A 12,400-nucleotide genomic window follows, 5' to 3' on the forward strand; every position below is an offset into this window, starting at 1 on the left:
TGCCAGGAAACATTAGTCTCATGGCGGAAGCGAGAGATTTTTCTTTTTAATTAAAAAGCGTAATACCCCAAAGACAGATAACAAGTATTACGCCTCTGTATGTCAAACCTTAACTCCTCAATCAAAAATCTCCCTTAGTTTATTAAGATCACGTGTCGTTTCACACGCTACCATGAGTTTAATTCGAGCTTTTTGCCCATTCAAGCCATTGGAGAAGATGACACCCATCTGACCCAGTTGGTGTCCGCCACCATCATATCCATACAGATCTTGAACATAGCCGTTGAAGCAACGGGAAACTAGGACAACAGGTTTTTGCTGCTCGCACAAAGCACGGACAATGGGAACGATGCTCGGAGGAATGTTCCCTGCTCCGAAGGCTTCGATGACAACCCCATCAATATCGCTTTCTAATAAAAAAGATAGCCATTCCACCTTCATACCAGTTACAACTTTGATTAAAGGAATGTTAACAGATATTTTTTGGATATCCATATGTTTTCGTGGTAATTGCGCTTCCATATATTGAATCGATTTCTTGGAGATCAATCCAATAGGGCCGTGTTGAGGTGATTGAAAAGTTGCAACATTACTAGTATGGGTCTTCGTAACGTAACGTGCAGCATGAATCTCGTCGTTAAAGACAACCAATACCCCTCTCTCGGCACTATCAGGTAATGCTGCTACACGTACGGAATGAACTAAATTAATGGGACCGTCAGCGCCTAACTCGTTACTGCTTCTCATCGCTCCGGTTACGACAACAGGCTTTGTAGAAGAAATAACTAAGTCCAGAAGATAAGCTGTTTCTTCTAGGGTATCCGTACCATGAGTAATCACAATTCCTGCCACAGAATCGTCCGAAATATGGTGTTGGATACGCTGAGATAAACTAAACATTAATTCGGGAGTCATATGGGGACTAGGCAGATTAAGAAAATCCTCCATCACAATCTCGCCGAACTTCTCGAGATGAGGGGTAACGTGGTGCAGAGGCTGGTTTCCCTGTGGCTTAACAGCGTCACTCTCTTGATCTACAGCCATAGCAATGGTGCCGCCTGTATTAATAATAATGATCTTGCTCATATATTCCTCCAATAGCTGAATGTTTTCTAATTTGTAAAAGCATGATACGATGGTAAAGGATTGAAGGTTACATCACGCTTAAACAACAGTATAATGAAAAAGTGCCCCAAGAAAAAGTGGGGGGGATGAGAGATGATTGCAACAATTGGTGCTTCGATTGCGCCTGGTATCGCGTTGTTAAGTTATTTCTACTTAAAAGACCGTTACCAAACGGAACCGCTTCATATCGTTATCAAGACCTTTATTTTTGGGATTCTGCTCGTGTTCCCAGTGATGGTCTTACAGTATGGGTTACAGGAAGAGATTGAGTTTGGCACATTAGGTAAGGCTTTTATTATTGCTGGATTGATTGAAGAATTTTTTAAGTGGTTTATTGTATATTATACGGTCTATAAACACATGGACTTTGATGATCCATATGATGGTATCGTTTATTCAGTTGCTGTGTCACTTGGGTTTGCGACATTAGAGAATTTCTTTTATCTTTATTCCTTTGGGATTCAGGAAGCATTAATGCGGGCCTTGCTGCCGGTTTCGAGTCATGCCTTGTTTGGGGTTACTATGGGATATTATCTTGGGAGAGCTAAGTTTGAGAAGTCGGCAAGTGCAGGGAAACTTCTGATGTTTTATTCAATTATGATCCCTGCCGTCCTCCATGGATTGTATGATTTTATTTTGCTTTCCACGAAGAATCATTATCTATGGATTATTTCTCCCTTTATGGCTATACTGTGGCTGACTTCACTGCGTAGAATAAGAAAAGTACAGAATAAGTCTAAAATGGCCCCCTTCTGACCAAAATAAATAAAAGAGAGAAGAAGGAGGAATGAACCATGTTGCTAAAAGATCGGCAAAAAATAAGGATTCGCTGCAACCTATGCGGTGAGAAGTTTACCCTTGTTGGGAAGCGAGGGAAATCGGGAGAAGTAGACACTGGTTTTAAGCAATGTTTGTGTAATAATGATAGGGATTTTGATGTATCAGAAATAGATTTCTAAGGATATGCCAATGGCATATCCTTTTTTTAGTTAAAAAAAGAATAATACCGCTGGGTAAAACTCACAATAAGAGAAATTCAACATGTTGGAAGCAGAAGGAGGATTACCCATGGTCCAACGTTTCAGACTTTATATCCTCGCCACCATTTCGATTGTTGTCGCTTTAGCCTTTCTTTTCATGAATTCTTGGATGCTAAATGGTCAGGAGACCTTTAGTGGAAGAGTATTAACACGAGGGTCTTCCGGCCAAGATGTGGTGGAGCTCCAGGAGCGATTGAAGTATATAGGCTATCTTAAAGATACGACAGATGGAAAGTTTGGTTGGAATACGTATTGGGCGGTAAGGAAGTTTCAAAAAGACTTTGGGTTAAAGGTTGATGGGAAGGTGGGGGGAGAAACACAACGCAAACTTGTCAGTAAGACAAAGTACGATCCTAAGCCTAATCAAGCTGCTACTCAGAAGCCTAAGGCGAATAACCAGGAAGCGTCTCCAGCTCCAAGTACCGGGAACAACCAAAAAACTAGTAAGCCTCATGGATACTCAGACAATGATTTGAAGATTATGGCCAACGCGGTCTATGGTGAAGCTCGTGGTGAACCTTATGTCGGACAAGTTGCTGTAGCGGCTGTTATTTTAAATCGAGTAAAAAATGCTTCCTTTCCTAATACTCCGTCAGGGGTAATTTTCGAACCGAGAGCTTTCACTGCAGTTGCAGATGGACAAATTTGGTTGACTCCTAATGAAAATGCACGTAAAGCTGTTCAGGACGCCTTAAACGGTACGGATCCTAGCGGAGGGTGTATTTATTACTTTAATCCAGATACCGCGACTTCTGGTTGGATCTGGACGAGACCACAAGTGAAGAAAATAGGTAAACACATATTCTGTAATTAAGGAGTGACATCTATGTATACGAAAGTAGCGGGTGTAATGGTACCGGTGCTTGCTGTTGCCGCCATTGGCTTAGGAATGTGGGGATACCAAGAGAATCAGGAAAAGAACCGTGTGCTTATTAAGGCGGAAAATCAGTATCAAAGAGCTTTTCATGATCTTACGTTTCATATGGATCAGCTTCAAGATGAGCTAGGAAAAACGCTAGCGGTGAATTCCCGCAGACAGATTGACGGAACTTTAAGTAACGTTTGGAGAATCACGGCGGAAGCGAGGAATGAAGTAGGACAGCTTCCTTTAGCAATGCTTCCCTTCAGTAAAACAGAAGAGTTCTTAGCTAATATTGGGAAGTTCTCCTATAATGCTGCCATCCGCGATTTGGACAAGGACCCCTTATCGGAAAAGGAATATAAGCAGCTAAAAGGTTATCATAAACAAGCTCAAGAGATTCAGGGCGAGCTAAGAAGGGTACAGGATCAAGTTCTTGAAAGACAATTAAGATGGATGGATGTAGAAACCTCCCTTGCAAAAGAAGAAAAAAATCTTGATAATACCATAGCAGACGGGTTCCGTACCATTGATAAGACCGTAGATGAATATTCCGATATAGAAGTAGGGCCGGGAATCAATTCGTTAGAAAATCAAAAGCGTTTCAAATCAGAGAACCTGAAAGGTAAGCCGATCACCCAAGAAGAGGCAAAACAGATTGCGATGGAGTTTGTTGGCTTAAAGGAAAATGAAGCGGAAATTAAGGTGCGAAAGACTGGGAAAGGTCTTGAATATCAAGCCTTTAGCGTTGCTATATCAAAACCTGATCAAGATGACGGCATTAATCTTGATGTTACGACCAAGGGTGGCCATGTCATTTGGCTATTGGATAACACTCAAGTACAAGACGCGAAGCTCGACTTAAATCAGGCAAAGCAGAAAGCGGATGAATTCCTACAAAAGCATGGTTATGAAAGTATGGAGGCTTTTGTAATTGATGAGTATAACAATGTGGCTACACTAAATTATGTATACAAGCAAGAGAACGTGCGGATCTATCCTGACCTAGTCACCGTACAAGTAGCTCTAGATACTGGCAATGTAATTGGATTCCAATCCGAACACTATACTTTCAGTCATAAAGATCGTACATTACCGACGCCAAAGTTAACAGAAGCACAAGCAAGAAAAGAGGTTAATCCAAATTTAAAAATTCAAGAAGCTAGGTTAGCGGTCATACTCGACGATAAGAATCAGGAAACTTTATGCTATGAGTTCATGGGGAACTTAGGGCAAGAGAGTTATAGAGTATTCATTAACGCTGACAATGGGGAAGAGGAAACAATCGAAAAGCTTGATGGTCCAGAAAGATAAAGCAAAGAGACTGTCCTGAAGTAGCGTAATGCCTACTCTTCGGGGCAGTCTTTTTCATTAACAATTGAAGGATACGTTAGCACCGTTTGCCTTGCTTTCATGGTATAATTTAGAGTATACAGGAACAAGATGGGACGGAGGATATGTATGATCCCTGGAATCAGCCAACTACTTAGAGTAAGTTTAAGAACCAAAGATACGGTAGAATCTCAGGACACCTATAAGTCCAGGGTTGATAATGTCTTGGATCAGTCTCTTCTTATTGAGGTGCCTTTAAGTGAAAAGAACGGCAAATCTATGGCCTATTCGGCAGGAATAGAAATTACAGTATTTTATTTTGGCTTAGACGGATCAAAGTATATCTTTCCGAGCAGGGTACTAAGTAGAAAAAATGAAGACGTACCTTTATGGGAAATTGCCCTTCCTCGCCTAGAAGATATTGAGCGAATACAGAGAAGGAATTATCTGCGAATTCCAGCCATGCTTGAGTTATCCTTAAAGTCATTGACACGTGGAATACAATTTTTAGCACGAACGGTAGATGTGAGCGGCGGCGGAGTTGCTTTTACTTGTAAGAAGGAATATAGAATGGTTCAAGGAGAGCGATTTCAGTGTTGGTTAGCTATTCCGTTTCGTCAGGGGATGGAGCATGCCCCTTTTATCGCTAAAGTGGTTCGAATTGTTCCACCTAAGGAAGATATGGATCATCAGACGATCATGTTGATGATTTCTGTTATTAAGGAGCCTGAGCGGGAAAAAATCATTCGCTACTGCTTTGAGAGGCAGCTAGAGTTAAGGAAGAAAGGCGTTCTTTAGTTCATAAATCACTCCATTTCTGGTCATAATGGGGATGGAGGTGGTTAAACGTGCGTAGTCAAAAATATCCGAGTTATGAGGAAAGATTTGGTCGTTTCTCAAGATCTGTGGAGAAGTGGCTGGTAGGTCTAGTCATATTGCTGTTGCTCTCTCTGACCTTTACCCAAATCCTACTACATTTTGACACGGTTAGAGCATGGCTTGTCGAAGTAGAGAGGCTGGAAGGCGTTGCATCTTAAGGAACACTATGGTACTATCAACATGTGGAGTCAACAATAATTGAATAGCTGATGATAGTTTTTTTGTCCTTTGGTCTGCAGCTCTCTTCACTTATCTTTATCACGCAATCTAATATTTTTTGAGCACATAAGCAGGCTTCAATCCTGCTTTTTCGTATATACTGTCGGAATTGATAACTCCGTTATTTCATTTTGGACTTATGCGAGGAAAACTTTTAGTTTACCCCTACCTTGATTGTCTTGGTAGGGAATTGGCGCGAGACTCAAGTTTTCTTATGTCTAGAAAGGGTTGGCGTATGAACATAGCAATAGATGGACCAGCTGGAGCAGGGAAAAGCACTGTAGCACAGCTAGTAGCTAAGGAAATTGGATTTACATACATCGATACTGGAGCAATGTATCGTGCTCTTACCCTTATGGCACTAGAAGAGAGCGTTCCTCTAGACAGTGAGGAGGGGTTAACTAACCTTCTCCATGCTATGACGATCTATCTCAAGCAGGAACCTAATGGACAAAAGGTTTTTATTGGCGAAAGAGAAGTAACGGATGAGATCAGACATCCTGAAGTGACTCGACATGTCTCCCTAGTAGCTAAGCATCCTTTAGTCCGCTTCAAGATGGTGGAGATGCAACGAGTGATGGCAGCAGAGCAGAATGTAGTTATGGATGGTCGAGACATCGGTACCCATGTATTGCCATCAGCTCAAGTCAAGGTGTTCTTAACAGCTTCTATTGAAGAACGGGCTTTAAGACGTTATAAGGATCTTCAGGAGAAGGGGCATCAAGCTGACTTAGAACAGCTCAAGCATGACATTGCCCGTCGTGACAAGTTAGATAGCGAGCGCGAAGCGGCTCCACTTCGTTGTGCTGAAGATGCAGTTGTACTGGATTCTAGTGGCCTTACAATCGAGCAAGTTGTAGAACAGATTGTGGGATTGTACAAGGAAAAGTTAGAATCAAGGAAGGCTTAAAGATTATGGGATGGTATCGATTCTTCCGAGCTCTCTTCCGAGTCTTCTATAAAGTCGTATACCGTTGGGAGATCATTGGTCTTGACCGCATCCCTCCCCAGGGAGGGGTTATCCTTTGTTCGAACCATATCAGCAACCTTGACCCGCCGTTTATAGCTACTCCCTTAACAAGACAAGTCTTGTTTATGGCTAAAGAAGAGCTTTTTCATGTTCCAGGGGTCTCATGGCTCATTAAACAATTTGGTGCATTTCCAGTGAAGAGAGGGATGAGTGATCGCGGAGCATTGAAGAAGGCGCTGGAGGTGTTGGGAGAGGGACATGTACTTGGGATCTTCCCTGAAGGTACCCGCAGTAAAACAGGCAAGCTAGGAGAGCCTTATCCAGGGGCAGCACTATTTGCTTTGAAGTCGAATGCGGTTGTCATCCCTGTTGCCATCATCGGATCATGGATACCCTTCTCGAGCATGAAGGTCGTTTATGGTCACCCTATAGATCTTTCGGCGTATCGGGACGTGAAGCTAACCTCCGTTTTGGTTAGTGAAGTAAGCAGTCAGTTTATGCAAGAGATACAGAAGCTTCTTGACGAACATGTAAATTAATGTATCTCTTGAATCAAATATGATAAAATGTTCTATACTAAGATTACCTCAATTAGCAATCATTTCTTTAAATTATATCCTGTCAGTACCCATCATGAACTATGTTGGGCAGGAAGAAGACTTGTTGGCTTAGGTTATCTGTTTACAATCAAGTTTTCTAAATAAGTAATGATCAATTTATTATTATTGAAGTGTGCTAACTTTTAAGGAGGAATGGTCCATGGCTGAAGAAATGCAAAATGCGGAAGTAAGAGCGATTCAAGTAGGGGAAACTGTTCAAGGTAAAGTAACGAAAGTTGATGCAAAGCAAGCGTTGGTTGACATTGGTTACAAAACAGAAGCCATTCTCCCTATCAGTGAAGTATCCAGCCTGCACATTGAGAAGGTGGCAGACGTTCTATCGGAGGGTGATGAACTAACTCTTCAAGTCACGAAGATTAATGAAGAGAAAGACGAAGTCATCGTATCCAAGAAAGCCGTAGATGCCGTCCAGGCGTGGGATGAGCTTGAACAGAAGTTCCAGTCAGGAACCATTTTTGAATCCCAAGTTGCAGATGTAGTTAAAGGTGGTCTCGTAGTTGATGTAGGTGTACGCGGCTTTATCCCTGCCTCTCATGTAGAGCGCCACTTCGTTGAAGATTTTTCCGACTATAAGGGACGCACGCTAAGCCTCAAGGTTATTGAACTTGATCGTGAGAAGAATAAAGTGATTCTTTCTCATCGAGCTGTTCTTGAAGATGAAGTGAATACAGCTAAGAAAAGAATTTATGACGATCTTCAAGTCGGTGCTGTCATTGAGGGAACCGTGCAACGTTTAACTGATTTTGGTGCGTTCGTCGATGTTGGTGGAGTTGATGGATTAGTTCATATCTCCGAGTTGGCATGGGAGAGAGTTGACAAGCCATCCGACGTGGTGAATGAAGGCGATAAAGTAAAGGTTAAAGTGTTAAAAGTTGACAAGGATGGTGAACGCATTAGCTTGAGCATGAAAGAAGCTCAACCTGGACCATGGCAGCAGGCTAGTCAGCAGCTTAAGGCTGGCAGTGTGGTCACAGGAACGGTTAAGCGTCTAGTTAGCTTTGGTGCATTTGTTGAAGTGGCTCCTGGTGTTGAAGGCCTTGTTCATATCTCTCAGATCTCCAACCGACATATCGGAAACCCTGGAGAGGTTTTAGAGCAAGGACAGCAAGTACAGGTTAAGATCCTGGACTTGAACCTAGAAGAGCAAAGAATCAGCTTATCTATTCGTGAAGTGGAAGAAGAAACCGAAGCGAAGGTAGTGAAAAAAGAGTTAGCTAACTATGAAGCCGATCAAGGCGGAATGGGTGTAACGATAGCGGATCGCCTTGGAGACTTAGCGAAGAAATTAAAATCATAGTGAGGTTTCATGATGCAGAGGACATCGCGTAAGAATGATCACATTAAGTATGCTATACAAACAGGTCAAAGCGGTCATCACGGTTTTGCAGACGTGAAGTTTGTCCATAACTGCATTCCTCAAACCTCTGTTTCTGACATATCAATGGATACCACCTTCGGCGGACTTCAATTAAGTTCGCCGATTGTTATTAATGCGATGACTGGAGGAGCGAGTGAGACTTTCGAGATAAATCGCAAACTCGCCAGACTTGCGAAGGTTTCTAATCTCGCTATGGCTGTCGGATCTCAGATGGCCGCTATTAAGGATCCATCGGTGAGAGATTCCTATACCATTGTTCGTGAGGAGAATCCAGATGGAATTATACTGGCCAACTTAGGTGCTGAAGCGACTCCAGATCAGGCTCTTGAGGCCATTGAGATGATTGCCGCTGATGGATTACAAATCCACCTCAACATTATGCAAGAGTTGATCATGCCCGAGGGGGATCGTGATTTTCGAGGGGTTCTTACAAGGATAGAAAAGATTGTTAGAGCTGTAAACTGTCCTGTTATTGTTAAGGAAGTGGGCTTTGGGATGTCTCAAGAGTCTATCTCCACCTTATCGCATACTGGAATCTCGGCTATTGATATTGGTGGAGCAGGTGGGACGAATTTTGCCCGAATTGAGAACGCGCGTCGCTCTATTCCATTAGATATGTTGAATGACTGGGGACTGACGACTGTACAGAGCTTATTAGAAGCTTCATCGTCTGTAATAGAAAACCGAATCGATATTATGGCAACAGGCGGCATTCAGAATGGTCTGGATGTTGCTAAGTCATTAGCCTTAGGAGCATCCACAGTAGGAATGGCAGGCCGTTTCCTCCACTTCGTTACCCAATATTCTGAGGAAGAGGCCATTCTTGCTGTAGATCATCTACATGAACAACTACGCCTAGTCATGGCGGCCGTTGGTGTAAAAGAAACAAAGCAATTAGCAAGTTGTCCATTAGTTATCTCTGGAGAGTCCTATCATTGGGCCCAGATGAGAGGTATAGATTGTCATGTGTTTAGCAGAAGAAAGAAGAGCGGCGAACCCTAAATATAGGATTCGCCTGTTTGTCTTCCCTAAGCTTTAAGTGGACGTATTTTTCCAGCGCCAAGCTTGATGAAGAGGTGTCCTTCTCCATTTTTCAGCACTTTGATCCCCAATAAATTGACGACCGTGGTGTAAAAAGCCATCTTCTCTGTCACCTCCCTATATGATCCTATGTTAAATCCATCAAGTCCTATTCCCAATACAATTATTTCCTCTTTTAATTTCTTTTATGTTTTTAACTGATTGGTAAATACTAAAAAAGTACAGTTAGGCATGAAACTCAGTAGAGGAGGATCTCAATGGCTAAGAAGTCTTTTCGTCCCCTTATGGCACTTCTCCTCATCATCCCCTTGCTGTTAGGGCAACAAGGAGTTGGAGGGGCTGTAGGTAAATTAAAAATTCCGGATACGGTTAAAGATATCTCAAGACAAAATACGTATCCTAATCCAAGTATGGATCCTGAGTATGTACAGCCTAGTGCAACAACGGTTGAGCTTTTTAAGACAACTAATTATGAAATCGAGAACCCTAACCTCATAAGGCTTCTCAACGAAACGACGATACACCCATCTAAACTTGCTATTGGTTTTCGTGCAAACATTTATTTGGGAAACTGGGCCTTGAATTATGAATCCAAGGAAACATCAGTAAACTGGGAATATAAACAAGCAAATATGAACAAGCTGGATAATCGGGGGGGACGTGAAACGTCCGAACTGACCTACGAGCAAAATGAAGAATTTACGGCTGTAGGGGGACTAACTACCCAGGTTCTAGCAGAAGAAGATGTAAGAAAACTGATGATTGCTGAGGCAAAACAAAATACAGGATTAAATTTAGCATTCCAGAGTACCGTGGGAAAAGGAACGAAGCAAGATACGATTATGAGAGTTCCAGTAAAAAAGATTGGTTATCTACAAGCTTTTGTACCAGCTGCGAGTGAAAAAGGGAATATCACATACGGAGAAGTCTACTTAAACATACAAGGAAGCGAAAAAAAGCTGATTATTAAGAATGTAACGCATAAAGGAGTAGGGGCATGGATTCCGATTCAAGACAAGCTAACCTTTAAATATCTATTATCCGATCATCCTAAAGTAAATCAAGACTAAAGAAATTGTCAGGGTCTGAAACGTTTCAGACCTCTTTTGTTTTTTCTAGGGGATTTTGAGGAATAATGAGTGTAATGCTTATAGTTGGTAGAAGGAGAGGTAGGTCTAAGTGAACGATGGTTTTTTTAGCTTAATAGGGATATGGTTTCTGCTGCTCTTTGTATGGCTTGGGTTTTGTGATCGTTTACTAACAGAGAATAAGTGGCGGAAGAAATGGACAGTCATAATCCTCATGGTCTCGCTTGGGACATTAAGTTGGACAGTTCCTTTACCCATGAATGGTGAGCTTGTCGTGATGTCTTCCTTATTTCCTATGCTTCTAGGCAGTTGGCTGTGGATGAAACAAGGTGACAATCATCGTCTTCATTTACTCACAGCCAGTTTTTTGGTTGGGGCTTCCGTTTTTCTTTTACAGCTGCTTTTACGATTAGATCCGGTGCTGATGTTTATCGAGGAGAAGTATATGATCGCTGGCTTTGTCATGGTTCTCATCTTGGTCGCAGCTAGATCTTCCATTCAGCAATTTATCCTGTTGACTCTTGGTTTAGGGTTTGGAGATCTATGTTTTCAGGCATACATGTGGGATAAGACGGGGTACTATCTGATTGGCTCTCCCTTTTTTCAGGATACCTGGTGGATTAGTTTTTACTTGCTATGGCTGATTCAATTTGTGCTTCTTTATGTAAGGTCGCCTCAGATATGGAAGCGAAAAAGAGCTGAAACGAGCTAGAAAGGAGCAGTCTTTTGGAAGAGTACACATCTGCCGTTATTATGGGAGTTGTTGTAGGGGTGATTAGCCGCTTACTGATGTTGCGTACAGATTATCGCTCTTATCCAACCTACCCCCATGGTCATGTCATTCATATTGCTTTAGGCGTAATCGCAGCTGGACTAGGTTCAGTTGCGGTACCAGCTTTTATAGAAGAGGACTTTACGGCGGTTACCTTTCTCGGACTTGCGGCTTCGCAGTTCCGTGATGTACGGAATATGGAACGAAATACCTTACAGCAACTTGATAATATGGAGCTTGTGCCAAGGGGAACGGCTTATATTGAAGGAATTGCTATGGTATTCGAAGGACGTAATTATCTCGTCATGCTATCATCCATTGTGACTACGGCAAGTACGGTTTTTTTTGGATGGCAGTGGGGGGTGATCATCGGTCTTGTTTCTCTGTTTGTAGATAAGACTTTTATGTCAGGTAAGAACGTTGCTGATATAGCAAAAGTAAAGCAAGGAACAGTTCGCATGGAGGGACAGCATCTTTACGTAGATGATATTTATATTATGAACGTGGGTCTAGAAGATACAAGAGAAAAGATTAAGAAAAATGGGGTTGGAATGATCCTGACACCAAAAAATGAAAATGGGATGGTCACCCTCGGAAACCTAGGACAACGGCAAGCCATTCTTCATGATGTAGCTACCGTACTTGGCGTATTTCGGGATGCGGGTGAACCATCCCTTGTACCCCTTATTAAACGAAGTTTAGAAGATGGAAGGTTAGGGATCTTCCTTTTACCGCAAATGAAGAATGTAGAGAAAATAAAGGGGACGATCGAACGAGTTCCTGTCTTGGAAAGTGTTTATCGAAAGCCTCTGGAAGCAAAGGTGAATAAATAGGGGGATATGATGTGGGGACAGCTCTAGAAAAAACGATTTTGGCTATCATTACTTTGAACCGGGAAAAAGTGGGTGGGGGCTCCCCCATTTTTTACGCAGATAACGTTGAAGAATTACAGCATTTAGCGTTTACCATGGAAAAAATTCTGGATGCTATGGCCCATACGTTAAGTGACGACACCATGATTATTGTTAAACATTTTTAAGCGATTATCATTGCAAGAATGATGGAAATCCAGTATTA

At 42.2% G+C, this 12,400-nt stretch carries 15 protein-coding genes; 14 read left to right on the forward strand and 1 reads right to left on the reverse strand.

The genetic code is table 11. The features are described from left to right. Positions 1-117: 117 nt before the first annotated feature. Positions 118-1,086: an asparaginase gene (locus EIZ39_RS07000; protein WP_129198839.1), complete on the reverse strand. Its 969-nt coding sequence runs from the start codon at positions 1,084-1,086 to the stop codon at positions 118-120. A 132-nt stretch (positions 1,087-1,218) separates the two neighbouring features. Between EIZ39_RS07000 and prsW the strand changes: the two genes are divergently transcribed. From prsW to EIZ39_RS07065, 14 genes are all read left to right on the forward strand, one after another. Beyond that, entirely contained in the window at positions 1,219-1,881 is a 663-nt protein-coding gene (gene prsW, locus EIZ39_RS07005; protein WP_129198841.1) for a glutamic-type intramembrane protease PrsW, read from the forward strand. 38 nt (positions 1,882-1,919) lie between these two features. Then, on the forward strand, positions 1,920-2,084 hold the full coding sequence (locus EIZ39_RS26445; RefSeq protein WP_164984947.1) for a hypothetical protein: 165 nt from the start codon (positions 1,920-1,922) through the stop codon (positions 2,082-2,084). A gap of 109 nt (positions 2,085-2,193) precedes the next feature. Beyond that, positions 2,194-2,979, forward strand: coding sequence for a spore cortex-lytic enzyme (sleB, locus tag EIZ39_RS07010; RefSeq protein ID WP_129198843.1), 786 nt, complete (start codon positions 2,194-2,196; stop codon positions 2,977-2,979). A 12-nt stretch (positions 2,980-2,991) separates the two neighbouring features. Next, positions 2,992-4,338, forward strand: a complete 1,347-nt coding sequence (gene ypeB / locus EIZ39_RS07015) for a germination protein YpeB (protein ID WP_129198845.1) — start codon at positions 2,992-2,994, stop codon at positions 4,336-4,338. Positions 4,339-4,485: 147 nt separating this feature from the next. Further along, complete coding sequence (locus EIZ39_RS07020; protein WP_164984948.1) at positions 4,486-5,154, forward strand: flagellar brake protein; 669 nt, start codon at positions 4,486-4,488, stop codon at positions 5,152-5,154. A 50-nt stretch (positions 5,155-5,204) separates the two neighbouring features. After that, complete coding sequence (locus tag EIZ39_RS07025; RefSeq protein WP_129198849.1) at positions 5,205-5,393, forward strand: hypothetical protein; 189 nt, start codon at positions 5,205-5,207, stop codon at positions 5,391-5,393. A 296-nt stretch (positions 5,394-5,689) separates the two neighbouring features. Continuing rightward, positions 5,690-6,364: a (d)CMP kinase gene (cmk, locus tag EIZ39_RS07030; protein ID WP_129199161.1), complete on the forward strand. Its 675-nt coding sequence runs from the start codon at positions 5,690-5,692 to the stop codon at positions 6,362-6,364. 5 nt (positions 6,365-6,369) lie between these two features. Beyond that, a complete protein-coding gene (locus EIZ39_RS07035) occupies positions 6,370-6,963 on the forward strand; it encodes a lysophospholipid acyltransferase family protein (protein ID WP_129198851.1) in 594 nt (197 codons plus the stop codon). 220 nt (positions 6,964-7,183) lie between these two features. Continuing rightward, positions 7,184-8,341, forward strand: coding sequence for a 30S ribosomal protein S1 (gene rpsA, locus EIZ39_RS07040; protein ID WP_129198853.1), 1,158 nt, complete (start codon positions 7,184-7,186; stop codon positions 8,339-8,341). Positions 8,342-8,353: 12 nt separating this feature from the next. Continuing rightward, positions 8,354-9,424, forward strand: a complete 1,071-nt coding sequence (gene fni / locus EIZ39_RS07045) for a type 2 isopentenyl-diphosphate Delta-isomerase (protein ID WP_129199163.1) — start codon at positions 8,354-8,356, stop codon at positions 9,422-9,424. 296 nt (positions 9,425-9,720) lie between these two features. After that, a complete protein-coding gene (locus EIZ39_RS07050) occupies positions 9,721-10,533 on the forward strand; it encodes a YfkD family protein (RefSeq protein ID WP_129198855.1) in 813 nt (270 codons plus the stop codon). A 109-nt stretch (positions 10,534-10,642) separates the two neighbouring features. After that, positions 10,643-11,263, forward strand: coding sequence for a YphA family membrane protein (locus EIZ39_RS07055; protein WP_129198857.1), 621 nt, complete (start codon positions 10,643-10,645; stop codon positions 11,261-11,263). Between the two features lie 41 nt (positions 11,264-11,304). Beyond that, a complete protein-coding gene (locus tag EIZ39_RS07060) occupies positions 11,305-12,156 on the forward strand; it encodes a YIEGIA family protein (protein WP_129199165.1) in 852 nt (283 codons plus the stop codon). 11 nt (positions 12,157-12,167) lie between these two features. Beyond that, on the forward strand, positions 12,168-12,362 hold the full coding sequence (locus EIZ39_RS07065) for a capping complex subunit for YIEGIA (protein WP_129198859.1): 195 nt from the start codon (positions 12,168-12,170) through the stop codon (positions 12,360-12,362). Positions 12,363-12,400 lie beyond the last annotated feature (38 nt).

It is taken from the genome of Ammoniphilus sp. CFH 90114 (assembly GCF_004123195.1).
Lineage (GTDB): Bacteria > Bacillota > Bacilli > Aneurinibacillales > RAOX-1 > YIM-78166.